20 protein-coding genes and 1 tRNA gene are annotated in these 25,455 nt (G+C 65.7%); 14 read left to right on the top strand and 7 right to left on the bottom strand.

Features of this window, described 5'->3' with window-relative positions; translation table 11 throughout:
• Positions 1–51: 51 nt before the first annotated feature.
• Positions 52–128, bottom strand: a tRNA-Arg gene (locus tag DY467_RS01555).
• 278 nt (positions 129–406) lie between these two features.
• Between DY467_RS01555 and DY467_RS01550 the strand changes: the two genes are divergently transcribed.
• The 10 genes from DY467_RS01550 to DY467_RS01505 all read left to right on the top strand — a co-directional run bounded on the left by DY467_RS01550 (position 407) and on the right by DY467_RS01505 (position 14,200).
• Positions 407–5,620: an alpha-2-macroglobulin family protein gene (locus tag DY467_RS01550; RefSeq protein WP_164633759.1), complete on the top strand. Its 5,214-nt coding sequence runs from the start codon at positions 407–409 to the stop codon at positions 5,618–5,620.
• Entirely contained in the window at positions 5,617–7,839 is a 2,223-nt protein-coding gene (pbpC, locus tag DY467_RS01545; protein WP_164633758.1) for a penicillin-binding protein 1C, read from the top strand. Before DY467_RS01550 ends, pbpC begins: the two co-directional genes overlap by 4 nt.
• 50 nt (positions 7,840–7,889) lie before the next feature.
• A complete protein-coding gene (locus tag DY467_RS01540) occupies positions 7,890–9,635 on the top strand; it encodes an ArnT family glycosyltransferase (RefSeq protein ID WP_107355646.1) in 1,746 nt (581 codons plus the stop codon).
• Between the two features lies 1 nt (position 9,636).
• Positions 9,637–10,485, top strand: a complete 849-nt coding sequence (locus DY467_RS01535; RefSeq protein WP_164633757.1) for a phosphatase PAP2 family protein — start codon at positions 9,637–9,639, stop codon at positions 10,483–10,485.
• Positions 10,486–10,548: 63 nt separating this feature from the next.
• Positions 10,549–11,301, top strand: a complete 753-nt coding sequence (locus tag DY467_RS01530; RefSeq protein WP_012496013.1) for a glycosyltransferase family 2 protein — start codon at positions 10,549–10,551, stop codon at positions 11,299–11,301.
• Entirely contained in the window at positions 11,301–11,639 is a 339-nt protein-coding gene (locus tag DY467_RS01525) for a lipid-A-disaccharide synthase N-terminal domain-containing protein (protein ID WP_012496014.1), read from the top strand. Before DY467_RS01530 ends, DY467_RS01525 begins: the two co-directional genes overlap by 1 nt.
• A 142-nt stretch (positions 11,640–11,781) precedes the next feature.
• Positions 11,782–12,111 (top strand): transposase, encoded by a 330-nt coding sequence (locus DY467_RS01520; RefSeq protein WP_164633756.1) that lies wholly within the window; start codon positions 11,782–11,784, stop codon positions 12,109–12,111.
• Between the two features lie 13 nt (positions 12,112–12,124).
• Positions 12,125–12,523, top strand: a complete 399-nt coding sequence (locus tag DY467_RS01515) for a transposase (protein WP_164633755.1) — start codon at positions 12,125–12,127, stop codon at positions 12,521–12,523.
• Complete coding sequence (locus DY467_RS26140) at positions 12,448–12,747, top strand: transposase (protein WP_349627598.1); 300 nt, start codon at positions 12,448–12,450, stop codon at positions 12,745–12,747. The genes DY467_RS01515 and DY467_RS26140 overlap by 76 nt, the downstream gene beginning before the upstream one ends.
• A gap of 202 nt (positions 12,748–12,949) precedes the next feature.
• Positions 12,950–14,200 (top strand): hypothetical protein, encoded by a 1,251-nt coding sequence (locus DY467_RS01505; protein ID WP_164633754.1) that lies wholly within the window; start codon positions 12,950–12,952, stop codon positions 14,198–14,200.
• Positions 14,201–14,280: 80 nt separating this feature from the next.
• On the opposite strand, the gene metC is transcribed toward DY467_RS01505, so the two are convergent.
• Entirely contained in the window at positions 14,281–15,477 is a 1,197-nt protein-coding gene (metC, locus tag DY467_RS01500) for a cystathionine beta-lyase (RefSeq protein ID WP_164633753.1), read from the bottom strand.
• A gap of 321 nt (positions 15,478–15,798) precedes the next feature.
• Between metC and DY467_RS01495 the strand changes: the two genes are divergently transcribed.
• The 4 genes from DY467_RS01495 to DY467_RS01480 are packed head-to-tail and all read left to right on the top strand — an operon-like array spanning position 15,799 to position 20,344.
• Complete coding sequence (locus DY467_RS01495; protein ID WP_164633752.1) at positions 15,799–16,860, top strand: amino acid ABC transporter substrate-binding protein; 1,062 nt, start codon at positions 15,799–15,801, stop codon at positions 16,858–16,860.
• Between the two features lie 20 nt (positions 16,861–16,880).
• Positions 16,881–18,086, top strand: a complete 1,206-nt coding sequence (locus tag DY467_RS01490) for an amino acid ABC transporter permease (protein WP_164633751.1) — start codon at positions 16,881–16,883, stop codon at positions 18,084–18,086.
• On the top strand, positions 18,083–19,588 hold the full coding sequence (locus tag DY467_RS01485) for an amino acid ABC transporter permease (protein ID WP_164633750.1): 1,506 nt from the start codon (positions 18,083–18,085) through the stop codon (positions 19,586–19,588). Before DY467_RS01490 ends, DY467_RS01485 begins: the two co-directional genes overlap by 4 nt.
• 15 nt (positions 19,589–19,603) lie before the next feature.
• Positions 19,604–20,344 carry an amino acid ABC transporter ATP-binding protein gene (locus tag DY467_RS01480; protein ID WP_107344547.1) on the top strand — a complete coding sequence of 247 codons (741 nt, stop codon included), beginning with the start codon at positions 19,604–19,606 and terminating at the stop codon, positions 20,342–20,344.
• Between the two features lie 21 nt (positions 20,345–20,365).
• On the opposite strand, the gene DY467_RS01475 is transcribed toward DY467_RS01480, so the two are convergent.
• From DY467_RS01475 to DY467_RS01455, 5 genes are all read right to left on the bottom strand, one after another.
• Positions 20,366–20,680, bottom strand: coding sequence for a hypothetical protein (locus DY467_RS01475; RefSeq protein ID WP_234819951.1), 315 nt, complete (start codon positions 20,678–20,680; stop codon positions 20,366–20,368).
• A 100-nt stretch (positions 20,681–20,780) separates the two neighbouring features.
• Complete coding sequence (locus DY467_RS01470) at positions 20,781–21,818, bottom strand: cysteine synthase A (protein WP_164633749.1); 1,038 nt, start codon at positions 21,816–21,818, stop codon at positions 20,781–20,783.
• 108 nt (positions 21,819–21,926) lie between these two features.
• Entirely contained in the window at positions 21,927–23,156 is a 1,230-nt protein-coding gene (locus DY467_RS01465) for an SAM-dependent methyltransferase (RefSeq protein WP_164633748.1), read from the bottom strand.
• A 59-nt stretch (positions 23,157–23,215) separates the two neighbouring features.
• Positions 23,216–24,061, bottom strand: a complete 846-nt coding sequence (locus DY467_RS01460) for a DUF1365 domain-containing protein (RefSeq protein ID WP_164633747.1) — start codon at positions 24,059–24,061, stop codon at positions 23,216–23,218.
• Positions 24,062–24,063: 2 nt separating this feature from the next.
• Entirely contained in the window at positions 24,064–25,377 is a 1,314-nt protein-coding gene (locus DY467_RS01455; RefSeq protein WP_164633746.1) for an NAD(P)/FAD-dependent oxidoreductase, read from the bottom strand.
• Positions 25,378–25,455: the final 78 nt, after the last annotated feature.

Raw genomic sequence — 25,455 nt, 5'->3', positions numbered from 1 at the left:
AAAGATTCGGCCGCTTATAGAGGTTTGAATGGGTGGCCAGATTTTCTAGGTTGGCGATCCCAGCAGGATTCGAACCTGCAACCCGCGGAGTAGAAATCCGCTACTCTATCCAGTTGAGCTATGGGACCGTTGGGGGCTTTATAGCACCACCGGATACAAAAAATCCGCTTCCGCCACAACCGCCCCGAACCATTTGCCACCATCCTGCGTCCAACGCATGCGGCGCGTTGTTTTCGGCGCGCGCGCGGGCGAGGATGTGAGTCTCGAGCCGGGCTGGCCGGCGAGGGCGGAAGAGGGATGGCGAAACCGGGGGCCCCTGCGTCCGCCCGCAGCCATCACGGCGTCATCTTCGTCACGGCATGACAAGATCTAACGCGACGTTCGTTCGCGGCAAGGGAGTTCAAGCATGATCGGTCTGGTTCGCGCCCTCACGCTTTGCGCCGGATTGGCGCTCGGGCTCGCATCGGCACAGGCGGCCGACAAGGCGTTCCAGCGCGACGAGCTGGCGGACGCCGCGATCAAGCTCGAAGCCCAGATCAAGAACGAAGCGGCGGCCACCAACAAGCCGACCGCGGTGCTGCGCAGCGACGCCGACGCCGCATTCAAGCGCGGCGACTACCGCGGCGGGCTGCAGACGCTGGGGCAGATCGCGGCGCTCGATCCGGCCGACGGCGACAACTGGCTGCGGCTGGCCCGCACCGTGCTGCAGATCAAGGCCGCCACCAGTTCCGAACAGACCTTCCTGCGCGAGCGCGCCACCACCGCGGCCTATATCGCCTACCAGCGCGCCAAGAGCCCGGGCGAGGAGGCCGACGCGCTGGCGTTGCTCGGCCGTGCGATGGCCGACCGCAGCCTGTGGCGGCCGGCGCTGGATGCCTTGCGGATTTCGCTGGAGCTGCGCGAGGTCGCCGACATCCGCGGCCAATATGAGAAGCTGCGCGCCGAGCATGGCTTCCGGCTGCTCGATTACACCGTCGATTCGGATTCGGCCTCGCCGCGGGTGTGCTTCCAGTTCTCTGAGGAGCTCGCCAAGCGCACCGACTTCGCGCCCTATGTGACGCTGGCCGGCACCGACAAGCCGGCGATCAGCGCCGAGGAGCGCCAGCTCTGCGTCGAGGGGCTGAAGCATGGCGAGCGCTACAACATCAATCTGCGCGCCGGCTTGCCGTCAACCGTGAAGGAGGCGCTGGCGAAGTCCGCCGAGTTCAACGTCTATGTCCGCGACCGCAAGCCGCTGGTGCGCTTCACCGGCCGCGCCTACGTGCTGCCGCGCACCGGCCAGCGCGGCATTCCGCTGGTCAGCGTCAACACCCCGACCGTGGCGGTGCAGGTGTTCCGGATCGGCGACCGCAACCTGATCAACACCGTGGTCGACAGCGACTTCCAGCGGACGCTGAGCCGCTACCAGCTCAGCGACCTCGGCAACGAGCGCGGCGCCAAGGTGTGGTCGGGCGAGCTCGACACCGCGACCGCGGCGCTGAATGCCGACGTCACCACTGCGTTCCCGGTCGATCAGGTGCTCGGCGACCTGCAGCCGGGCGTCTATGTGATGACCGCGGCGCCGAAGGGGCCGACCGCCAATTCCGACGATGACGGCCAGCTCGCGACCCAGTGGTTCATTGTTTCCGATCTCGGCCTGACCGCGTTCTCCGGCAACGACGGCGTCCACGTCTTCGTCAATTCGCTGGCCTCGACCGATCCGCTGGCCAATACCGAGGTGCGGCTGATCGCGCGCAACAACGAGGTGCTGGCCACCCGCAAGACCGACGCCTCCGGCCACGTGCTGTTCGAAGCCGGGCTGGCGCGCGGCGAGGGCGGGCTGTCGCCGGCGCTGCTGACCGCGTCCAGCGACAAGGCCGACTATGCGTTCCTCAGCCTGAAGACCAGCGCCTTCGACCTGTCTGACCGCGGTGTCGCCGGGCGTGCGGTGCCGGCCGGCGCCGACGCCTTCGTCTATGCCGAGCGCGGCGTGTACCGCTCCGGCGAGACCGTGCACCTCACGGCGCTGCTGCGCGACGGGCAGGGCGTGGCGATGACCGCCAGCCCGATGACGCTGGTGGTGGAACGCCCGGATGGCGTCGAATACCGCCGGGCCGTGCTGTCCGATCAGGGCGCCGGCGGCCGCAGCCTCGACGTCGCGCTCAATTCGGCGGTGCCGACCGGCACCTGGCGGGTGCGTGCGTTCACCGATCCGAAGGGCGCCAGCGTCGGCGAAACCACCTTCATGGTCGAAGACTATGTTCCCGATCGGATCGAATTCGACATTTCCACCAAGGACAAGGCGATCAAAGCTGATGCTCCTGTGGAACTTAAGGTCGACGGCCATTTCCTGTATGGCGCGCCGGCCTCGGCGCTGCAGATCGAAGGCGAGCTGCTGGTGGCGCCGGCCGAAGGGCGTCCGGGCTATGCCGGCTATCAGTTCGGCGTCGCCGACGAAGAGACCACCAGCAACGAGCGCACCCCGCTGGAAAACCTCCCCGAGACCGACGCCAATGGCGCCGCCACCTTCGAGGTGAGCCTGCCGAAGCCGCCGTCTTCGACTCGGCCGCAGGAGGCGCAGATCTTCGTCCGGATGGCGGAAGCCGGCGGCCGCGCGGTCGAGCGCAAGCTGGTGCTGCCGGTCGCGCCGGCGGCGGCGATGATCGGCGTCAAGCCGCTGTTCGCCGACCGCAACGTCGCCGAGGGGGACGTCGCCAAATTCGACGTGGCCTTCGTGGCGCCGGACGGCAGCTCGCTGCCGCGCAATGGCCTGCGCTACGAGCTGCTCAAGATCGAGTCGCATTATCAGTGGTACCGGCAGAACTCATCTTGGGATTACGAGCCGGTGAAGTCGACCAAGCGGGTCGCCGACGGCGATCTGTCGATCAAGGCCGGCGAGCCGGCGCGGCTGCAGTTCAACCCGGAGCCCGGCCGCTACCGGCTCGACGTCAAGACCGCCGATGTCGCCGGTCCGCTGACTTCGGTGCAGTTCGACGTCGGCTGGTATTCGGATGGTTCGGCCGATACGCCGGATCTGCTGGAGACCTCGATCGACAAGCCGGAATACGCCTCCGGCGACACCATGACGGTGACGGTCAACGCGCGCACCGCGGGTCTTCTGACCGTCAACGTGCTGGGCGACCGGCTGCTGACCACGCAGTCGCTGCAGGTCAAGCCGGGCAGTTCGCAGGTCAAGCTCACGGTCGGCAAGGATTGGGGCTCGGGCGCCTATGTGGTCACCACGCTGCGCCGGCCGCTCGACACCGCCGCGCAGCGGATGCCGGGGCGTGCGATCGGCCTGAAATGGTTCGGCATCGACAAGGCGGCGCGCACGCTGTCGGTCGAACTGTCGCCGCCGGCCTTGGTGCGGCCGTCGACGTCGCTGAAACTGCCGGTCCGGCTCGGCGGGCTGTCGCCCGGCGAAGACGCCAAGATCGTGGTCGCCGCGGTCGACGTCGGCATCCTCAATCTCACCGGCTACAAGCCGCCGGCACCGGACGTGTACTATCTCGGCCAGCGCCGGCTTAGCGCGGAGATCCGGGACCTCTATGGCCAGCTGATCGACGGCATGCAGGGCGCGCGCGGCCAGATCCGTTCCGGCGGTGACTCCTCGGCGGCCGAGCTGCAGGGCAGCCCGCCGACGCAAAAGCCGCTGGCGCTGTATTCCGGTATCGTCACCGTGGCGGCCGACGGCACCGCGACGATCGACTTCGACATTCCCGAATTCGCCGGCACCGCGCGGGTGATGGCGGTGGCGTGGACCGCCACCAAGGTCGGCCGCGCCAACACCGACGTCACGGTGCGCGATCCGGTGGTGCTGACCACCACGCTGCCGCGCTTCCTGCGCAACGGCGACCGCGGCACCATGGCGTTCGATCTCGACAACGTCGAAGGCGCCGCGGGCGACTACACCATCAAGGTCAGCGCCAGCGGTCCGGTGAAGCTGAGCGGCGAGGCGGCCACGACGATGAAGCTCGCCGCCAAGCAGCGCGGCTCGGCCAAGCTGATGCTGGACGCCGGTGGCGCCGGCACCGCTGCGCTCGACGTCGCGATCCTGGGGCCGAACGGCCTGTCGCTGGCGCGGCACTATGCGCTCGACGTCCGTCCCGCCAACCAGACCCTGGCGCGGCGCTCGATCCGGACGCTCGCCAAGGGCGACAGCCTGACGCTGACCTCCGACATGTTCTCCGACCTGGTGCCGGGCACCGGCGGGCTGTCGCTGTCGGTCAGCATGTCGACCGCGCTCGACGCCGCCACCATCCTCAAGGCGCTCGACCGCTATCCGTTCGGCTGCTCCGAACAGATCACCAGCCGGGCGATGCCGCTGCTCTACGTCAACGATCTCGCCGCCGGCGCGCATCTGGCGATGGACGGCAGCGCCGACGAGCGGATCAAGGGCGCGATCGACCGGCTGCTGTCGCGGCAGGGCTCGAACGGATCGTTCGGGCTGTGGTCGACCGGCGGCGACGATGCCTGGCTCGATGCCTACGTCACCGACTTCCTGACCCGGGCGCGCGAGAAGCGCTTCGTGGTGCCGGACGTCGCGTTCCGCGCCGCGCTCGACCGCATCCGCAACTCGGTGGTCAATGCCGACGAGCCGGAGAAGGACGGCGGCCGCGATCTCGCCTATGGCCTATATGTGCTCGCCCGCAATGGCGCCGCACCGATCGGCGACCTGCGCTATCTCGCCGACACCAAGCTCGACAAGCTGGCCACGCCGATCGCCAAGGCGCAGCTCGCCGCGGCGCTGGCGCTGGTCGGTGACCGCGCCCGCGCCGAGCGGGTCTATGCGGCGGCGGCCGACAGCCTCAATCCCAAGCCGTCGATCGTGTTCGGCCGGGTCGACTACGGCTCGGAGCTGCGCGATGCCGCGGCCCTGGTGTCGCTCGCCAGCGAAGGCAACGCGCCTCGGCCGACGCTGACGACGGCGGTGCAGCGGGTCGAAGCCGCGCGCGGGCTGTCGCCCTACACCTCGACCCAGGAGAACGCCTGGCTGGTGCTGGCGGCGCGCGCGCTCGCCAAGGAGACGATGGCGCTCGACCTCAACGGCGATGCGGTGAAGACGGCGCTATATCGCAGCTACAAGGCGGACGAGGTGAAGGCTCAGCCGCTCAAGATCGCCAACACCGGCGACTCCCCGGTGCAGGCGGTGGTGACGGTGAGCGGTTCGCCGATCACGCCGGAGCCGGCCGCCAGCAACGGCTTCAAGATCGAGCGCAATTACTTCACGCTTGGCGGCGAGCCGGCCGACATCACCAAGGCGAAGCAGAACGACCGCTTCGCGGTGGTGCTGACGATCACCGAGCCGAAGCCTGAATACGGCCATGTCATGATCGCCGACTACCTGCCGGCGGGCCTGGAGATCGACAATCCGCATCTGGTGTCGTCGGGCGATTCCGGCACGCTGAGCTGGATCGCCGATGGCGCCGAGCCGGTGAACACCGAGTTCCGCGATGACCGCTTCACCGCCGCGATCGACCGCAAGGCCGACGACAAGTCGGTGTTCACGGTCGCCTACGTGGTGCGCGCGGTGTCGCCCGGCAAATACGTGCTGCCGCAGGCCGTGGTCGAGGACATGTACAATCCCTCGCGCTACGGCCGCACCGGCACCGGCACGATCGAGGTGCGGGCGGCGAAATGAGCGAGCGGCCGACCAACACGCCCGCAGCGTCGCGAGAGGTGCTGACGCCTGCCAAGGCGTCATTGCGAGCGGAGCGAAGCAATCCAGCGCCACGCGCGCGGCGTGGATTGCTTCGTCGCTTCGCTCCTCGCAATGACGGGCGGAGAGGTTGGGGGAGGATCAAGACGACCGCCCTCGTGTCGGCGCTCCTGATCGCCATCGCAAGCGGCGGCCTTTTCGCTTACGCCGTCTCGCTCGGCCCGTTGCCGCTCGACGAGGCGCGGCAGACCTCGGTGACGGTGGTCGACCGCCACGGCAAATTGCTGCGGGCGTTCGCGATGGCCGACGGGCGCTGGCGGCTGCCTGTCGATGCCGCGACCGAAGTCGATCCGCGCTACCTCAAGCTGCTGCTCGCTTATGAGGACAAGCGCTTCTATCAGCATCATGGCGTCGATCCGCTGGCAGTCGGACGCGCCGCGTTGCAGCTCGTCAGCCACGGCCGGATCGTCTCCGGCGGTTCGACCATCACCATGCAGCTCGCGCGGCTGATGGAGCCGCGGCGCCAGCGCTCGGTCGGCGCCAAGCTGCGGCAGATGGTGCGCGCGGTCGAACTCGAACAGACGCTGTCGAAGCAGCAGATCCTCGACCTTTATCTGGCGCTGGCGCCGTATGGCGGCAATCTCGAAGGCATTCGCGCCGCCTCGATCGCGTATTTCGGCAAGGAGCCGAAGCGGCTGACGCTGGCGGAGTCGGCGCTGCTGGTCGCGTTGCCGCAGTCGCCGGAAACGCGCCGGCTCGATCGTTTCCCGGATGCCGCCCAGGCCGCGCGCGACCGGGTGCTGGCGCGGATGGTCGAAGACGGCGTCGTCAACGACGACGACGCGGCGCAGGCGAGGGCGGTGCCGGTCGCGCGCCAGCGCAAGCCGATGCCGGTGCTGGCGCCGCATTCGGCCGATCAGGCGGTGATCGCCGACAAGAACGCCAAGCTGATCCGCCTGACACTCGATGCCGGTCTGCAGCGCGCGCTCGAGACGCTGGCGCGCGACCGCGCCGCCGCGCTCGGCCCCGACATCTCGATCGGCATCGTCGCGGTCGACAATGCCAATGGCGACGTGCTCGCCCATGTCGGCTCGGCCGACTATTTCGACGACCGCCGCGCCGGGCAGGTCGACATGGCCCGCGCGGTGCGCTCGCCGGGCTCGACCTTGAAGCCGTTCATCTACGGGCTCGCCTTCGAGGACGGCTTCGTTCACCCGGAGAGCCTGATCGACGACCGCCCGGTGCGGTACGGCGCCTATGCGCCCGAAAACTTCGACATGACGTTCCAGGGCACCGTGCCGGTGCGGAAAGCGCTGCAGCTCTCGCTCAACGTTCCGGCGATCGAACTGCTCGACCGCGTCGGCGCCGCGCGGCTGGCCTCGCGGCTGAAACAGTCCGGCACCGAGCTGGTGCTGCCCAAGGATGAAGCGCCGGGTCTGGCGATGGGGCTGGGCGGCGTCGGGATCAAGCTGATCGATCTGGTGCAGCTCTACAGCGGGTTGCCGCGCCTCGGCAGCGTGCTACCGCTGCGCGAAATCACCAGTTCCGGCAACGACAAGCGCGAGACTCTGCGCCTGATGGATCAAGTCGCGGCGTGGCAGGTCGGCAGCGTTCTGCTCGGCACGCCGCCGCCTGAGAATGCGGTGCGCAACCAGATCGCGTTCAAGACCGGCACCTCCTACGGCTACCGCGACGCCTGGTCGGTCGGGTTCGATGGCCGAATGACGATCGGGGTCTGGGTCGGCCGGCCCGATGGCGCGCCGGTGCCCGGGATGATCGGCCGCGTCGCCGCCGCCCCGGTGCTGTTCGACGCCTTCGCCCGCAGCGGCCAGATGCGGGCGCCGCTGCCCAAGGCGCCGAAAGGTACGCTGGTCGCCAGCAACGCCAAGCTGCCGCTGCCGCTGCGGCGGTTCCGGTCCTCGGGCGATCTGGTGCAGCCCGGCGACGACAAGGCGCTGCGGATCCAGTTTCCCCTGAACGGATCGCGGATCGATGCGATCAGCGAAGCCTCGGCCGGCGCGCTGCCGGTCAAGGTAGCCGGCGGGGTGCTGCCGATGACCGTGATGGTCAACGGATTATCGGTCGGCGAGATCGACGGACGGCGGCAGCGGCTGATCGCGCCGCCCGGTCCGGGCTTCGTCCGGCTCACCGTGATGGACGCCTCTGGCGCCGCGGACACAGTTGTTGTCAGAATTCAATAGAGCCGGGCTAAGCAGTTGTCGCTGTATCGGTTTCAGCGTATGCGAGGCCGATGATCGAGACCTCTGCCAGACCCCGTTTCGGCGCGCCGCGCGAACCTAAAACCACCGTCGATCCCGGCCGTGGGCTGGTCGCGGTGTTGGACTTCGTGACGGTCAGTCACCTGCGCGCGTCGGCCTTCCTGGTGCTGGTCGGGCTGCTGTTCTTCCTGCCGGGATTCTTCAACATCCCGCCGATCGACCGCGACGAAGCGCGGTTCGCGCAGGCGACCAAGCAGATGGTCGAGACCGGCGACTTCATCGATATCCGCTATCAGGACGAGGTTCGCTACAAGAAGCCGGTCGGCATCTATTGGCTGCAGGCCACCGTGGTCGAGACCGCCGGCAAGCTCGGCTTGCCCCGCGCGCAGGTCCGTATCTGGCTGTACCGGGTGCCGTCGCTGGCCGGTGCGATCGGCGCGGTGCTGATGACCTATTGGGCGGCGCTGGCCTTCGTCGGACGACGCGGAGCGGTGATCGCCGCCCTGATGCTGTGTAGTTGTATCCTGCTCGGGGTCGAGGCGCGGCTCGCCAAGACCGACGCGTTTCTGCTGTTCACCGTCACCGCCGCGCTCGGCGCGATGGCACGGGCCTATCTCGGCTGGCAGCGCGGCGACATCGGTCCGGAGCGGTCGTGGATCGTGCCGGCGGTATTCTGGACCGCGCTGGCGGCTGGGATTCTGCTCAAGGGCCCGCTGATCCTGATGTTCATCGCGCTGACGGTGATCCCGCTGGCGATCCTGGACCGCTCGGCGGCCTGGCTGTGGCGGCTGCGGCCGCTACTCGGTGTGCCGTGGATGTTGCTGTGGGTACTGCCGTGGTTCATCGCGATCTATCTGCGCGCCGGCGACACCTTCTTCGCGGACTCGGTCGGCGGCGACATGCTGAGCAAGATCGCCAGCCCGCAGGAATCCCACGGCGCGCCTCCCGGTCTGTATTTCCTGCTGTTCTGGGCGACGTTCTGGCCCGGTGCGCCGCTGGCCGCGATGGCGGCGCCGGCGGTGTGGCGGGCGCGGCGGGAGCCGGGCGCCCAATATCTGCTGGCCTGGCTGGTCCCGTCCTGGATCGTGTTCGAACTGGTGATCACCAAGCTGCCGCACTACGTGCTGCCGCTGTATCCGGCGATCGCAATCATGACCGCAGGCGCCATCGAGCGGCGGGTGCTGTCGCGCTCGTGGCTGGCGCGCGGCTCGGCGTGGTGGTTCGCGATTCCGGCCATCATCCTGCCGCTGGTGGTGATCGGTTCGGTGTATCTGACGCGCCACCCGATGTTCCTGGCGTGGCCGTTCGCGGCCGGCTCGCTGATCTTCGGTCTGTTCGCCTGGCGCCTGTTCGACGACAACCGCGCCGAAGCCTCGCTGCTCAACGGCGCGCTGGCGTCGCTGTTTCTGGTCGTGGCGGTGTTTGGTGTTGTGGTCCCGACGTTGCGCCCGGTGTTCCCGAGCGTCGAGATCGCCCGCGAGCTGCGCAAGGTGGTCTGCGTCGGGCCGAAGGCGGCCGCGGCGGGTTATCACGAGCCGAGCCTGGTGTTCATGACCGGCACCGATACGCTGCTCACCGACGGCTCCGGCGCTGCAGACTTCCTGCTCGGCGGCTCCTGCCGGTTCGCGATCGTCGAGTCGCGCAGCGAGCGGGCGTTCGCCAGCCGGGCCGAGGCGATCGGTCTGCGGTACAATGTTGCGGCCCGGATCGACGGCTACAACTTCTCGCAGGGCAAGCCGGTCTCGATCGCGATCTTCCGCTCCGAAGGCACGCAATAACATGGCCGTGCCCGACAAGGCCGGCCGGCCGCAGCGTATCTATCCCGTTGAGCTGCTGCTGGTGATCGGCCGCGCCCTGGCGCAGCTCGTCCGCCCGCCGTCGCATTCGCGGCGCGCCGAAGCTGCGCGGCGCTGGGCGCGGCACGCGCTGTGGCTGACGGCCGTGCTGTCGCTAGCGATCGTGATCCTGATGGTCGGCGTCGATGCGTTCGAGATCGGCCTGATGCCGCCGCGGGGCACGCCGTCGCTGTGGCCGGTGAAGATCATCACCGATTTCGGCAAGTCCGCTTATGTGCTGTGGGTGCTGGCAGGCTTGCTGCTGCTGATCTTGCTGATCGTGCCGTTGCTGCGCGGCATGCCGCGCGCGGTGATGATCGGTTTCGGCACCCGCGTGCAATTCCTATTTCTGGCGGTGCTGGTGCCGGTCGCGATTGGCGAAGTGCTGAAGGGGATCATCGGCCGTGGCCGTCCGTTCGTCGGCGGCGCCGCCGATCCGTACAACTTCTCGCTGTTCGCCTGGAACGAGGCTTATGCCAGCTTCCCGTCGGGCCACTCCATCACCGCGGCGGCGCTGGGCTTTGCGGTGGCGGCGCTGTGGCCGCGGCTGACGGCATTGATGGCGACGTACGTGTTCGCCATCCTGGTCAGCCGGCTGGTGCTGCTCGCCCACCATCCGAGCGACGTCGTCGCCGGCGCCTTGCTCGGGCTCGTCGGGGCGATGGCGGTGCGCTACTGGTTCGCGGCGCGGCGGCTGGCGTTCACCATCCGGCAGGATGGCACCATCGATCCGCTGCCAGGGCCGTCCTGGGATCGCGTCAAAAGGGTTGCCCGCGGCGGCTCCGCCCCATAAGAAGCGGGCGCGCAGACAGCGCCCCGGCCGCGAGTTCCCGTCGGCCCCGGATTGTTCCGAAGCATGCCTGAAACCTTGTCTCAGTCCGGACCGCCGCCTGCGGTGTCCATCGTGGTACCGGTGCGCAACGAGGCTGACAACGTCGCCCCGCTGATCGCCGAGATCGCCGCCGCGCTCGATGGGCGCTGGATCTACGAGATCGTCTATGTCGACGACGGCTCGACCGATGCGACTCCGCAGCGGCTCGCCGCGTTGCGCGCCGAGCGGCCCAATCTGCGCCAGATCCGCCATGCGGCGTCCTGCGGCCAGTCGGCGGCGGTGCGGACCGGTGTCCGCGCGGCGCGCGGTGGCATGGTCGCGACGCTCGACGGCGATGGCCAGAACAACCCGGCGTTCATTCCCGAACTGATCTTCGCACTGGAGCAGGGCGGGGCGCGGGTCGGCCTTGCCGCCGGCCAGCGGGTGGGCCGCAAGGATACCGGCTTCAAGCGGCTGCAGTCCCGTGTCGCCAACAAGGTCCGCAACGCCATCCTGCGCGACGGCACCCGCGACTCCGGCTGCGGCCTGAAAGCGTTCCGGCGCGACGTCTTCCTGTCGCTGCCGTATTTCGACGGCTTGCATCGGTTCCTGCCGGCGCTGGTGCGCCGCGAGGGCTTCGACATTGTTTACGTCGATGTCGCCGACCGGCCACGATTGTCGGGCAAGTCCAACTACGGCTTCTTCGATCGGCTGTGGGTCGGGCTGATGGATCTCGCCGGGGTGTGGTGGCTGATCCGCCGCAAGAAAGCGACACCGGTCGCCACTGAGGTGAACTGATGCTGATTCAATACGGTCAGGAACTCGGCGACTATCTCTACGACGTGTTCGTCGCCAAGTTCGATTTCTGGCTCGCCTTCGGCCTGATCGCGCAGCTGTTGTTCACCGCCCGCTTCCTGGTGCAGTGGATCTCGAGCGAGCGCGCCGGCAAGAGCGTGGTGCCGATGGCGTTCTGGTTCTTTTCGATGGGCGGCGGCTTGATGACGCTGATCTACGGCATCGCCAAGCGCGAGCCGGTGATCATCCTCGGCCAGGCGATGGCGACCATCATCTACGTGCGCAACATCATGCTGATCATCAAGGCGCACGCCCGCGGCTCGGAGAGCGTGCCGAACTGATCGGGCGTAGAGCATTTCTGGCTTCGACAGAATCAGGACCGCACTTCCTAGCGGTCGCAGCTTGCAGAACCTCATGGTGGAGACCTTTGCACGGATAGCTCTGCCGTGATTCGCTAGTGTCGGTGAGTCGCGGAGGTCTGAGATGGGACAACGGCGGATTGGTCAGTTTGGTCTGTTGGATGCGGCGGTCAGCCGCAGGAAGCCGCGGCGGCCCGACGTGCTGGACGATATCGGCCGGTTGTTCGACTGGGCGGCCTTCGAGCGCCTACTGGCTGTGATCCCGGTCGCCGCCAAGGGAGAGCCGTCGTTTCCGGCCCTCACGATGTTCAAAGCGCTGCTGCTGCAGCGCTGGTACGGGTTGTCAGATCCGGCCATGGAGGCGGCGCTGTTCGATCGGCTGAGCTTCCAGCGCTTCGCCGGCTTGTCGCTGGACGACGAGACGCCGGATCACAGCACTCTGGCGGTTTCGTGAGCGCCTGGCCAAGATGGGACTGATCGAGGAGCTATTCGCGGAGCTTCAGCGCCAACTCGACACCCATGGCTTGCTGATCAAGCAGGGCACGCTGATCGACGCTTCGATGGTGACGAGCGCGGCACGCCGGCCACGCAAGGAAGATGGCACGACCAGCCCGGTCGACTCCGATGCCAGGTTCGGCGCTGATAACGAACGCCGCCGCTTTACCTTCGGCTACAAGATGCATGTGGCAGTCGATCAGGGTACGGGCCTGATCCGCAGCGGCCGGCTAACCTCCGCCAACATTCAGGATGTCAGCGTCGCGCCCGACTTGCTGCCGCCCAGCGCCGGCACATCTATGCCGACCGCGGTTATCACAGCCGATCGCTTCGCGAGCTGCTTGCGCAGAAGGGCTTCGGCGACGGCGTGATGCGCCGCGCCCACAAGAACCAGCCCCTCACGCCTGAGGAAGTCGCGCGCAATCACGCTTTGGTGCCGCTGCGCAGCCCTGTCGATGCGGTGTTCGGCACGCTCAAGAGAAGCTACGGCTTCACCCGCATGCGCTACTTCAACGCGGCGCGGAATCTCACGGCCTTCCTGCTCGCCTGCATGGCCTACAATCTGCGGCGAAATCTCCAACTGAGCCCAGCATGAGTGGCCACGGGTGCAAGGCGTCTGTGCGCCAGCTGAGCCGCAGCCGGATCGACGCCAGCAAGACAATCTCGATGCCGCCCAACCGCCTTAGCGCAGATATCGCCATCCGCGCAAAGGTCTCCAGGTTAAGGTAATCGAATTGCCATGCATTGCACTGTGATGTTAATGGTCAATAATCGTACCTTAATTATGGACAAGTGCCTTGTTTTCTCGTGCTCTGAACGCCTCCCTTAGGGCTACGGCAGCTTTTTTTATGATGTCAGTCTGTTCAGCGCATAGCGCTGAGGTTGCAGATCCCGCCAACCCGAATGAGACCTTTGCTTTCGAAGCCTTCTGCCAAAGCGATAGTGAAAAGATCAAGTCGGTTTCTAGTATTGTTAGAACTGGTAGTATAGCGCTGCCTCGCGCGGTCGGCTTGGCTTGGAGAGCGCTTCGCGATTGCCCGGAGAAGAACAACGGTCCGTTCTATGGAAACGGGAAGTTGCGGGACGCGACCGAGAGCACTATTGCGTACTTTTTTGCTGCGACTGCAGCACGAAAACGACCTCTTGTCGCTCCGATGGTCTGGTTGGAAGTCCGTGGATACCAGCTGGGACCCATGTCGGAGCAAGGCGGGAATTCGTACCGGACACTCAGGCCCAGTGGTAATTTCACAATTCTGGACAAATATTCATTCTTCGATCATGTGCTCTTCGCCACGGAGTACCAGCGTGCTTTGGTGCCCCTTGGAGGTGATGACGGCTCGTTTAGCAAGGCTTTCTCTGATGCAGAGATCGCCTCAATGATAGAAGCGATGCCCGTAAAGGAAGCTGCTGCTAACGAAGACCAGATCAAGTGGCGGATGAGGATCGATCTGCCAAATTGTTTGGGAGTTCCGCCTCTAGGGCTCGCGGTACTCGCGGGCCGATACAACGTTGTTTTAAATATGCTCGACAAGGGAGCGGACGTGAATTTCGACATCCCGCCTATGTTCGACGGGATCGGCATCCTTAACGAGTTGCTGGAGCCGGTGAAGACCGCCGAACCGGCCTACCAATCCCTCTCGTCGTTCAAAGAGCCCTACGCGTGCTACAGATTCGATGACAACGGATTCCCTGTCGCCAGGATCAGTGATCCGCTGAAACCCTATCGGGATCGTCTTGCGCTCGTCTCGTTTTTCGACTTCTTCGTTGCCCTTTATCGAGACAGTGATAGTTCGCAGGAGGCGCTGTTTAAGATGGCTGAACGGACTAACAGAGTTTCTCCGAGTATCCTTCTGACGCTATCCGATCCGAAATTCGAGCTGAATTTCGGGAGCGCAAGAACGCAAGGCTTGGCCCGTGCGTTGATAGAAAAGGGGGCGGACATTCATGCGCGAGACACGAATGGGCTTACTCTGCTTCGGCGCGTCATGAATAGAGGAGCGTCTCCCGAGGCTATCCAATTTATCTCATCTATTGGCGGCCAACTGTGACTCTTGCTCTGACCTTCTGGCACGGCCAATCATTATCCTGTTCTTTTTGTCTGTCGGGGTTGGCTGACGTTCTTAGTGCCTCATCGAAGGGCAGCAAAAGCTGTAAGGCCCTGCTCTAGATCGGCTATTAGATCACCGACGCTTTCGAGCCCGATATGCAGCCGCAGCGCCGGGCCTCCCGGGTTCCACTGCGTCGCAGTCCGGTACGACGCGCAGTCGAACGGGATCACCAGGCTTTCGAAGCCGCCCCAGGAATAGCCCATCCCGAACAGCGACACGGTGTCGAGCAGCGCATCGACGGCAGCCTGCGGCGCCGGCTGCAGCACGATCGAGAACAGCCCGGAGGCGCCGGTGAAGTCGCGCTTCCAGATCGCATGGCCAGGATCGGTGTCGAGCCCGGGATGCAGCACGCGCTGCACCTCGGGACGCGCCGCGAGCCAGCGCGCCATCTCCAGGCCGGCCTGATAGTGGCGGGCGAGACGAACCTCCAGGGTGCGCAGACCGCGCAGCGCCAGGAAAACATCGTCTGGTCCGGCGCAGACGCCGAGCAGCCGGATCGCTTCCGACACCTTCGGCCACGCGGCGGCATTGGCCGAGATGGTGCCGAACATGATGTCGGAGTGACCGCCGATATATTTGGTCGCGGCCTGGATCGAGATATCTACGCCTTGTTCCAGCGAGCGATGATACAGCGGCGTTGCCCAGGTGTTGTCGTCGATCACCAGCGCGCCGTGCTGCTTGGCGACCGCCGCGATCGCCGGGATGTCCGGCATCTCGAACGATTGCGAGCCGGGCGCCTCGACCACCACCACCGCCGTGTTTGGCCGGAAATGCGCAGCGATGCCGGCGCCGATCAGCGGGTCGAAATAACTGGTCTCGACGCCGAGCCGCTTCAGCATCTGGTCGCAGAACAGCCGGGTCGGCCGATATGCGTTGTCGCACACCAGCACGTGATCGCCGGCTTTGACGGCGGCGAGCAGGGCGGTTGAGATCGCCGACACGCCGGAGGGTGTGATGCCGACGCCGGCACATTGCGGGCCTTCGAGCGCCATCAACGTCTGTTGCAGCGCCTTGGTGGTCGGGGTGCCGTGCCGTCCATAGGAGTACTCGCCGCGGTGTGCGTGCAGATCGGCCGCGGTCGGGTACAGCACCGTCGAACCATGCACCACCGGCGGATTGACGAAGCCCTTCTGCGCCGCAGTGTCGCGCCCTGCGGTGACGAGACGGGTCTGCGTGCTGAGCGGCGCGGGTGTCCCGCTGGAGTCGGAGGCTTCCATGGTGGCTCGCTGGTGGTTGTGCCGAATGTGACAGCGCTCGTGCGTGTGCTTCGGCTACTTCGACGAATGGGGGTAATAGCAGCTTCTGGAAGACGGCCGTCAACCCCTTGACCCGGCGCGCGTCTCGTTCTGTGATGCATACCGGTCTGTCTGGAGATCGTGCTGAGGGGCTCGCGAGTGCTGGGCGAGAGTTTTGCAGCATGGTGCCGGGCAACGGCTGCCGCGCGCGGGCCTTCGGGCGATCGAACGGCGGATCCAATCGGAACGCATCGCCCACGAAGCCGATTGAAGCGGCCAGGACATCCCTTGAAAGGTTTTGCCATGAAGCGCGTCTCTATTCTTGTCGCCCTCGCTATCGCGGTCGGTCTGTCCCCTCAGATCGCCGGTGCGCAAAGTCCAAAGGCCGGATCAACGGCGGGCGCAGAGAAAAAGAAGACCACGCTTGAGATCGTTCGGGAAAACGGCGCTCTGTCCTGCGGCGTCAGCCAGGGACTGCCCGGTTTTTCGGCGCCCGACGACAAAGGCAACTGGACCGGTCTCGACGTCGATGTTTGCCGCGCGATCGCGGCCGCGGTGTTTGACGACCCCAGCAAAGTGAAGTTCGTGCCGCTATCGGCGAAGGACCGCTTCACCGCGCTGCAGTCCGGTGAGATCGACGTGCTGTCGCGCAATACCACCTGGACGCTGTCGCGCGACACCTCGCTCGGCGTGAACTTCGCGGGCATCAGCTATTATGACGGCCAGGGCTTCATGGCCAAGAAGTCGCTCAAGGTAAACTCGGCGCTGGAACTGAACGGCGCCTCGATTTGCGTGCAGACCGGCACCACCAACGAGCAGAACGTTGCCGACTATTTCAAAGGCAACAACATGAAGTACGAGGTGATCGCGTTCGCCAATGCCGACGAGGCGGTCAAGGCCTATGAGTCCGGCCGCTGCGACGTGTTCACCTCCGACGTCTCGCAGCTCTACGCCCAGCGCCTGAAGCTGGCGACCCCGGCCGATCATATCGTGCTGCCGGAAGTGATCTCCAAGGAGCCGCTCGGCCCGCTGGTCCGCCACGGCGACGATCAGTGGTTCGACATCGTCAAGTGGACGCTGTTCGCGCTGGTCAATGCCGAGGAGCTCGGCGTCACCCAGAAGAACGTCGACGAGATGGCCAAGTCCGACAAGCCGGAGCTGAAGCGGGTGTTCGGCACCGACGGCAATCTCGGCGAACAGCTGGGCCTGACCAAGGATTGGGTCGCCCGCATCATCAAGGCGACCGGCAACTACGGCGAATCGTTCGAGCGCAACGTCGGCACCGGCTCCAAGCTCGAGATCGCGCGCGGCCTCAACAAGCTCTGGAACAAGGGGGGCATCATGTACGCCCCGCCGATCCGCTGATCGCCTAAAGATCCGCGCCGATGGCGATCGACGCACGCCCACCGCCGCCACAGCTCGTCGCGAAACTGCGACGAGTGCTCGGCGGTCGCTCAGGCTGGAAGGGCCTGCTCGCCCAGGTGCTGTTCGTCGCGGCGCTGGTCTGGATCAGCTACGAGATCGTCGACAACGCCCGAGACAACCTCGCCAACCAGCGGATCGCCTCGGGCTTTGCCTTCATGTCGCACACCGCGGGGTTCGGCGTCAGCCAGACGCTGATCCCGTATCAGGAGTCCGACAGCTATACCCGCGTGTTCCTGGTCGGCCTGATCAACACGCTAGTGGTGTCGGTCGTCGGAATCTTCTTCGCCACCGTGATCGGCTTTTCAGTGGCGCTGGCGCGGCTGTCGCCGAACTGGCTGATCTCGCGGATCGGCGGCGGCTATGTCGAAATCGTTCGCAACCTGCCGCTGCTGTTCCAGATCCTGTTCTGGTATCTGGCCGTGCTCGGCGCGCTGCCGTCACCGCGCCAGAGCGTCTCGGTGATGGACAGCTTCTTTCTGTCCAACCGGGGCATCGTGGTGCCGCGGCTGGTGGGCGAGGCGGGGCTCGATGGCTTCCTGGTCGCGCTACTGATCGCCATCGCAGCCGCGATCGTGTTGCCGCTCTACGCTCGGCGCCGGCTGTTTGCGACCGGCAAGCCAATGCGGGTTTGGCCGATCGTGCTCGGCCTGCTGATCGGATTGCCGCTGATCGCGTTCCTGATTGTCGGCAAGCCGTTCTCGCTGGAAGTGCCGGTGCTGCGCGGCTTCAATTTCGTCGGCGGCTCGCGGCTGGCGCCTGAATTCGTGGCGCTGACCCTTGCGCTATCGACCTACACCGCCGCGTTCATCGCCGAAGTCGTCCGCGCCGGCATTCTGTCGGTGCACAAGGGGCAGATGGAGGCGGGCGCCTCGCTCGGCCTGTCGCGCGGGCAGACGCTGCGGCTGATTGTGATCCCGCAGGCGCTGCGGGTGATCCTGCCGCCGCTCACCAACCAGTATCTCAACCTGACCAAGAACTCGTCGCTGGCGGTGGCGATCGGCTATCCGGACCTGTTCTCGGTGTTCGCCGGCACCACGCTGAGCCAGACCGGGCAGGCGATCGAGGTGATCGCCATCACCATGGGCGTGTACCTCTTGATCTCGCTGGTCACCAGCGCGCTGATGAGCCTGTACGCATGGCGGATCAACCGGAGCATGGGCGCATGAGCGAGCTCGGGTCCGTGACGCCAGTGTTCGTGCGCGGCGAGATGGTGCCGCAGCGGCCGCCGCCGGTGCACCAGCCGGGTGTGATCGGCATCATTCGGCAGCGGCTGTTCAACTCGCCGACCAATATCCTGCTGACCATCGTCGGCGCGCTGCTGCTGTACTTCACCGTTGTGCCGACGCTGAAGTTCCTGCTGGTCGATGCCGTGTGGTCCGGTTCGAACCGCACCGACTGCCTCGCCGACAAGGCCGGCCATCCGGTCGGCGCCTGCTGGCCGTTCGTGCAGGCCAAGTTCTCGCAGTTCATCTACGGCTTCTATCCGACGCCGGAACGCTGGCGGGTCGATCTGGTGTTCGCGCTCGGGGCGCTGTTGCTGCTGCCGCTATTGATCCCGCGCGCACCGGCGAAGACGCTGAACGCCGGCCTGTTCTTCATTGCATTCCCGGTGCTGGCGTTCTTCCTGCTGCATGGCGGCGGCGTGCAGGGCTTCGGCGTCACCTGGAGCGCAGATTTGGCGAGCGGTGTTGCCGACAGCGTCGGTCGCGCCGGTCGCAAGCTCGCCGCGGGCGGGCCGGTCGGCAGCGTGATCGGTCAGGTGCTGCTCGGCCTCGGCACCGTGCTGGTGTGGGTGAGCTGGCCGCTGGTGGCGCTGCGCGATTGGGTCCAGGCCTCGTCACAACCGGTGTGGCTTGATCTCTTGCTCACCGCGGTCGCCGTCACCGCGCTGGTGTTCATCCTGACCGGGGTGCGCAACGGCTGGCGTGCGCTGGCGACCACGGTCGGCATTTTCGTCGGCATCGCCGTGATGGTCGCCGCGCTGCGGCTCGACCGCGGCGGCTTGCCAGTGGTCGATACTCGGATGTGGGGCGGCCTGCTGGTGACGCTGGTGGTGTCGGTGACCGGCATCGTCGCCTCCATGCCGATCGGCATTGCGCTGGCGCTCGGCCGCCGTTCGACCATCCCGCTGATCCGGATCTTCTCGGTCGCCTTCATCGAGTTCTGGCGCGGCGTGCCGCTGATCACGGTGATGTTCTTCGCCACCTACATGCTGCCGCTGTTCCTGCCGGGCAACTTCACCATCGACAATCTGATGCGGGTGCTGATCGGCATCGCGCTGTTCGCCGGCGCCTACAATGCCGAGGTCATTCGCGGCGGCCTGAATGCGATCCCGCGCGGGCAGGCGGAGGCGGCGAGCGCGCTCGGGCTGTCATACTGGAAGACCACCGGGCTGATCGTACTGCCGCAGGCGCTGCGGCATGTCATTCCGGGCCTGGTCAACAGCTTCATCGCGCTGTTTAAGGACACCTCGCTGGTGTCGATCGTCGCGCTGTTCGATCTGCTCGGCCAGCTCCGCGCCGCATTTGCTGATCCGACCTGGTCGACGCCGACGACGCTATTCACCGGCTTCGCGTTTACCGGGCTGATCTACTTCGTGTTCTGCTTCGGGATGTCGCGCTATTCGCTGTCGGTCGAGCACCGGCTCAACGCGCACCGGCGGACCTGACGGAAGGATCGATTGATGGCTGATACTCCGATCGTCTCGATCGCGGGCCTGAACAAATGGTACGGCGAGTTTCACGTGCTGCGCGACATCAGCCTCGATGTTGCGCGCAGCGAACGCATCGTGATCTGCGGGCCGTCGGGCTCGGGCAAATCGACGCTGATCCGCTGCATCAACGCGCTGGAGGAATTTCAGGAAGGCCAGATCGTGGTCGATGGCATCGATCTCGGGCCGACGCTGAAGCACGTCGACGAGATCCGCCGTGAAGTCGGCATGGTGTTCCAGAGCTTCAACCTGTTTCCGCACCTGACCGTGCTGGAGAACTGCACGCTGGCGCCGATCTGGGTGCGCAACATCCCGAAGAAGGACGCCGAAGCGACCGCGATGAAGTTTCTTGAGCGGGTCCGGATTCCCGACAAGGCGAATAAATATCCCGGCCAGATCTCAGGTGGTCAGCAGCAGCGCGTGGCGATCGCGCGGGCGCTGTCGATGAACCCGAAAGTGATGCTGTTCGACGAGCCGACCTCGGCGCTCGACCCGGAGATGGTCAAGGAGGTGCTCGACACCATGGTCGACCTCGCCGAAGAGGGCATGACCATGCTGGTGGTGACTCACGAGATGGGCTTCGCCCGTGAGGTCGCCGACCGCGTCGTGTTCATGGATGCCGGGCAGATCATCGAGGCGAACGAGCCGAAGGAATTCTTCGCCCATCCGCAGCACGCGCGCACCAAGCTGTTCCTCAGCCAGATCCTGCGCTGAGGCCGGACGATCGGCGCTTTGCTATCTGATGATCGTCGCGCGCGACGTGTAGCGCTTGGCGCTGCTGACGGTGAACTGGCTGAAGGTTTCGCGAATGCGCTCGGCCGGCGTCATCGCTTCGTCGAAGTCGCTTATCCCCGCCGCGCCCGGCGTGTGTCGCGGGGCATAAAGCCGGCTGTCGTACAGCGACCGATCGAAGCGGTAGCTGTCGTCGCCGAACAGAGCATCTGAGACCAACAGCACAGCAACCGCCGCCACCAGCGTGGCGCCGAACGACCTGAACACGGACATGAGCCGACGCGCTCCTTGTTTTGCGCAAGGATCGGCCGGCGCCATGAAGTTTCAGTTTAATGCGCAGCGCCCCGTATGAGCACGGTTGGCGGCGGGTTAACGCGGTCGCTCAGGATGTCGCGGCCGCGCCTGTATCCCTCGGCATTCAGGCCTGCTCGAATGGCACCTGGATCGTGCTCTTGGTCTCCATCCAGTCCGGCACCGGCAGGTTCTTGCCGCGCATGAAGTCCGGGTTGAACAGCTTGGACTGATAGCGGCTGCCGTAGTCGCACAGGATGGTCACGATGGTGTGGCCGGGGCCGAGATCCTTGGCGAGGCGGATCGCGCCGGCGACGTTGATGCCACTCGAGCCGCCGAGGCACAGGCCTTCGTGTTCGAGCAGATCGTAGATCAGCGGCACTGCTTCATCGTCGGGGATCTGATAGGCGTCGTCGATCTGCGCGCCTTCCAGATTGGCGGTGACGCGGCCCTGGCCGATGCCTTCGGTGATCGAAGAGCCTTCCGACTTCAGCGCACCGTTCTTGTAGTAATTGTACAGCGCCGAGCCCAACGGGTCGGCGAGCACGACGCGGACTTTGGGATTGAACTGCTTCAGGCGGATCGATACGCCGGCCAGCGTGCCGCCGGAGCCGACCGCGGCGACGAAGCCGTCGACCTTGCCGTCGGTCTGCTTCCAGATTTCCGGCGCCGTCGTCTCGATGTGGGCCTGGCGATTGGCGACGTTATCGAACTGATTGGCCCAGATCGCGCCGTTCGGTTCGGTCTTGGCAAGCTGCGCGGCGAGGCGGCCGGACAGCTTCACGTAGTTGTTGGGATTGGCATAGGGGACGGCGGGCACCTCGATCAGTTCGGCGCCGCAGAGCCTCAGCATGTCCTTCTTTTCCTGGCTCTGCGTGTTCGGGATCACGATAACGGTGCGGAAGCCGAGCGCGTTGGCGACGAGCGCCAGCCCGATGCCGGTGTTGCCGGCGGTGCCTTCGACCACGACGCCGCTGGGGCGCAGCGCGCCGCGCTTCACCGCATCCTGGATGATGAACAGCGCTGCCCGATCCTTCACCGACTGGCCCGGATTCATGAACTCGGCCTTGCCGAGAATGGTGCAGCCGGTCTGTTCCGACGCGCGCTTCAATTTGATCAGGGGCGTGTTGCCGATGGCGTCGACGACGTCGTTCTTGATGCTCATGCTGTCCGGCTGGTGACGTTGCGGGCCCTCAAGGTAAGAGACCGCGCGGCGCGAGACAAGGCACGCATGCCGCCGCATTGAGCAAACGCGGCGACCATGTAGCCGAGATCAGCCTGCCTTCGCGAACACCACTTGGCGGACGTCGATGTTTCCGGACAGGAAGCCGGCTTCGCAATACGACAGGTAGTATTCCCACAACCGGCGGAAGCGGTCGTCGAAGCCTTGCGACGTCAGCTTCGGCCAAGCGGCGCGGAAATTGTCTCTCCAGGTTGCGAGCGTCTTGGCATAATCTTCTCCAAACACCCGCTCGCGCACCACCGGCACGCCGAACGTCTCGCCGAGCGACTTCAGCACGCCGGGTGAGGGCAGCATGCCGCCCGGGAACACGTAGCGCTGGATGAAATCGACCTCGCGCCGGTAAGTCTGGAAGAAGCGATCCTGGATGGTGATGGCCTGGATACCGACCAACCCGCCCGGCAACAGCCGATCGCGCAACTGTGAGAAGTATTTCGGCCAAAATTCCTCGCCGACCGCTTCGATCATCTCGATCGAGGCGATGCGGTCGTAGCGGCCGCGCTCGTCGCGGTAGTCCTGCAGCCTGATCTCGACCTTGTCGGCGAGGCCGGCCTCGAACATCCGCTTCTGTGCGAAATCGCGCTGTTCCCGGCTGATCGTCAGGCCGACGAGGCGGACGTCGAAGGTCTTGGCGGCATATTCGGCAAAGCCGCCCCAGCCGCAGCCGATCTCGAGCACCGACTGTCCCGGCCTGAGGTCGATCGCCTCGGCCAGCCGCTGATATTTATTGATCTGCGCCGCGGTCAGGTCGTGGGTGTGATCTTCGAACAGCGCCGACGAATACGTCATGCTCGGATCGAGCCAGGCGGAGTAGAACTCGTTGCCGATGTCGTAATGGGCGTAGATGTTCTTGCGCGCCTGCCGCTTGGTGTTCCGGTTGAACCAGTGCCGCACCATCTGCACCAGCCGCATCAGCGGATTATCCGCCAGCATTGCCTGGATCATCTCGTGATTGACGCAGAACAGATACAGGAACTGCGTGAGATCCGGCGTGTCCCACTCGCGGTTCAGATAGGCTTCGGCGATCCCGATGTCGCCGCCATTGATCAGCCGCGAAGCAAACGCGTAGCTGTGCAGCCGCATCTCGGCGGCGGGGCCGGGCTCGGCGCCGCCGAGGCGGAAGCGGCGGCCATCGGGCAGGGTGACGTCGAGCGTGCCGCGCTGCAGCCGCGCACCGAACGCCAGCGCCATCCGGACCAAGCGCGGCAGATCGGCCACACGGTCATCGACGTTGTCGGGGGTCAGCGCTACTAACTCGGACATTCCAGTTCCATTGCTTGCGCCCAGCGGGACGGGAGCAACGCCGGGCTCATACTTTAGCTTTAGTGAGTATAAGCATCGTGACCGCCGGCTGCAAAGCCGGTCGGAGGCGGCGGTGACGCCGGACGCGGAACGAGCTTGGCGCCCTTGATCCACAGCCGCAGCGCTTCCCAATGGATCGCGGCGATGACTTTCAACGTCATCAGCGGTAGCGCGAGGAAAGCCTGTAGCAGCGATGCCGTCGACATAACGCGCTGGGTGCCTGCAAAAGTGGCAGCGAGCACGGGGCCGTCCGCGTCGGTCTCGAGAATCCGCAAGCGCACGATTTCGCCCGGCGGCACGATGCGGAAGTGATAGCGCATCGCCATCTCGATGAAGGGCGAGACGTAGAACAGCTTGTCCTGCTCCTGCCGCAGACCGGCGGGCCCGAGTTCGCCGGCGCTCACCGGCAGCACGTACGGATGGATGTCGCCGAAGGTATTGCGGACTTCGTAGATCACCACCGCGAGGGCACCGGAGGCGTCGTAGCAGAAGTACACCGACAGCGGATTGAAGGTGTAGCCGGCGATCCGCGGATAGGTCAGCAGCAGCACCCGGCCGCCGCTGAGATCGACGCCCTTCGCCGCTGCACTGGCCTGAGCGTAGGCGCGCAGCGAGGAGCCGTCGCGCGGGCCGTGATCGGTTTCATGGAAGCTGTACAGCGCCCGCCGATTGACGCCGAACAGCGGCGACATCCGGTCGGCCTCATCCAGACGATCGAGATCAATCAGCAGCGACATCACCCGGTATTGGAAACGGTGCCCAACCGGCTTCAGCCGTGCATGCATCACATCGCCGACATACAGCGACGCGGCCGCTGCGGGCGGCGCGGCGCAGGTCGTGGAAGTTGAGGCGGCGAGGGCGGCCATGGTTATTCGGCCGCTTCGCGGAATTCCGACGGCGGGCCGCGCCACGGCACCGGGGCGCCGAGATGCTCGGCGACCGCAAGACCCGAACGAAGCCCGTCCTCATGGAAGCCGTAGCCGGTCCAGGCGCCGCAGAACCAAGTGTTACGATGGCCCTGGAGCTCGCCGACGCGGCGCTGCGCCGCAAATGCCTTGGCGGTGTATTGCGGATGGTCGCAGGCGTAGCGGCCGAAGGTCAGTTCGGGCGCGGGCTCGAACGGCGGGTTGAGGCTGACGAACAGCGGCTTGTCGGCATCGATGCCCTGCAGCCGGTTCATCCAGTAGGTGACGGCGACGTCATTGACCGGCGAGCCCTCGCGTTGCCAGCGCAGGAAATTCCACGACGCCCAGGCGCGCTTGCGCTTCGGCATCAGCCGCGGGTCGCGATGCAGATACACCATGTTCGGCGCGTAGCCGATGCTGCCGAGAATGTCGCGCTCGACGTCGCTGGCGTCCGAGAGCATCGCCAGCGCCTGATCGCTGTGGGCGCCGATCACCACGTGATCGAATACGCCGAGGCCGCCGAGGCTGTCGCGGACGATCACGCCCTTCGGCGAGCGCTCGATCGAGGTGACGGCCGCGCCGAGCCGCATGTCGTCCTTGAAGGCGCTGGTCAGCTTCTCGACATAGCGCGCGCTGCCGCCCTTCACTGTGCGCCAGATCGGGCGTTCGTAATGCAGCAGCCGATGGTTGTTGAAGAAGGCGACGAAATTCTCCGCCGGGAAATCCAAGATCTCCGACGCCGGCGCCGACCAGATCGCGGCGCCCATCGGCGCCAGATAATCGGTCAGCAATCGCGGCGCGAATTTGCGGCTGGTGAAATAGTCGCCGAGCGACAGGCCGGCGAGGGCGCCGGTCTTAAAGTCTTCGACGCTCTGCTCGTTGAAGATCAGGATATGGCGGAGCATCTTCAAATATGACGGCGACAGCAGATTGCGGCGCTGCGCGAACAGGCCGTCCGCCGTTTCCAGCCAGTTCGAGCCGCCGCCCTTCCATTCGAATCGTCCGGCGTCGGCGCTGACCGAAAAGCTCATGCAGCTTTCGACGGTCTTGACGCCGAGATGCGCGAACATCGCGGTGAGGTCGGGATAGTTGAGCTGGTTGTAGACGATGAAGCCGATGTCGACCGGGATCGAGGTGCCGTCGTAGTCGACCGTGACGGTGTGGCTGTGGCCGCCAGCGCGCAATTCGCGCTCATAGACTGTGACAGGATAGCGCTGAGACAGCGCCCACGCGGCAGCATTCCCCGCGATTCCCGTTCCGACGATAGCAACGCGCATTCCAAGCCCCCTCTAGCCCACCGGCGACCGAGTTACGGCATCCAGGCTCGAGAGTTTCAGCACGTCCGGCAGCGAAAA

It is taken from the genome of Rhodopseudomonas sp. BR0G17 (assembly GCF_010907025.1).
GTDB classification, from domain to species: domain Bacteria; phylum Pseudomonadota; class Alphaproteobacteria; order Rhizobiales; family Xanthobacteraceae; genus Rhodopseudomonas; species Rhodopseudomonas palustris_H.
The sequence above is the reverse complement of the archived record's forward strand: the minus strand, read 5'-3'. Positions and strand labels throughout refer to the sequence as shown.

What these genes read in the sequence shown, in the direction of transcription:
- DY467_RS01540 (WP_107355646.1), top strand. Translation starts at nt 7,890, where the DNA reads ATGATCGAGACCTCTGCCAGACCCCGTTTCGGCGCGCCGCGCGAACCT.
- DY467_RS01495 (WP_164633752.1), top strand. Translation starts at nt 15,799, where the DNA reads ATGAAGCGCGTCTCTATTCTTGTCGCCCTCGCTATCGCGGTCGGTCTG.
- DY467_RS01550 (WP_164633759.1), top strand. Translation starts at nt 407, where the DNA reads ATGATCGGTCTGGTTCGCGCCCTCACGCTTTGCGCCGGATTGGCGCTC.
- DY467_RS01525 (WP_012496014.1), top strand. Translation starts at nt 11,301, where the DNA reads ATGCTGATTCAATACGGTCAGGAACTCGGCGACTATCTCTACGACGTG.
- DY467_RS01475 (WP_234819951.1), bottom strand. Translation starts at nt 20,680, where the DNA reads ATGGCGCCGGCCGATCCTTGCGCAAAACAAGGAGCGCGTCGGCTCATG.
- DY467_RS01470 (WP_164633749.1), bottom strand. Translation starts at nt 21,818, where the DNA reads ATGAGCATCAAGAACGACGTCGTCGACGCCATCGGCAACACGCCCCTG.
- DY467_RS01490 (WP_164633751.1), top strand. Translation starts at nt 16,881, where the DNA reads ATGGCGATCGACGCACGCCCACCGCCGCCACAGCTCGTCGCGAAACTG.
- DY467_RS01460 (WP_164633747.1), bottom strand. Translation starts at nt 24,061, where the DNA reads ATGGCCGCCCTCGCCGCCTCAACTTCCACGACCTGCGCCGCGCCGCCC.
- DY467_RS01515 (WP_164633755.1), top strand. Translation starts at nt 12,125, where the DNA reads ATGGGACTGATCGAGGAGCTATTCGCGGAGCTTCAGCGCCAACTCGAC.
- DY467_RS01530 (WP_012496013.1), top strand. Translation starts at nt 10,549, where the DNA reads ATGCCTGAAACCTTGTCTCAGTCCGGACCGCCGCCTGCGGTGTCCATC.
- DY467_RS01480 (WP_107344547.1), top strand. Translation starts at nt 19,604, where the DNA reads ATGGCTGATACTCCGATCGTCTCGATCGCGGGCCTGAACAAATGGTAC.
- pbpC (WP_164633758.1), top strand. Translation starts at nt 5,617, where the DNA reads ATGAGCGAGCGGCCGACCAACACGCCCGCAGCGTCGCGAGAGGTGCTG.
- DY467_RS01465 (WP_164633748.1), bottom strand. Translation starts at nt 23,156, where the DNA reads ATGTCCGAGTTAGTAGCGCTGACCCCCGACAACGTCGATGACCGTGTG.
- DY467_RS01520 (WP_164633756.1), top strand. Translation starts at nt 11,782, where the DNA reads ATGGGACAACGGCGGATTGGTCAGTTTGGTCTGTTGGATGCGGCGGTC.
- DY467_RS01485 (WP_164633750.1), top strand. Translation starts at nt 18,083, where the DNA reads ATGAGCGAGCTCGGGTCCGTGACGCCAGTGTTCGTGCGCGGCGAGATG.
- DY467_RS01455 (WP_164633746.1), bottom strand. Translation starts at nt 25,377, where the DNA reads ATGCGCGTTGCTATCGTCGGAACGGGAATCGCGGGGAATGCTGCCGCG.
- metC (WP_164633753.1), bottom strand. Translation starts at nt 15,477, where the DNA reads ATGGAAGCCTCCGACTCCAGCGGGACACCCGCGCCGCTCAGCACGCAG.
- DY467_RS01535 (WP_164633757.1), top strand. Translation starts at nt 9,637, where the DNA reads ATGGCCGTGCCCGACAAGGCCGGCCGGCCGCAGCGTATCTATCCCGTT.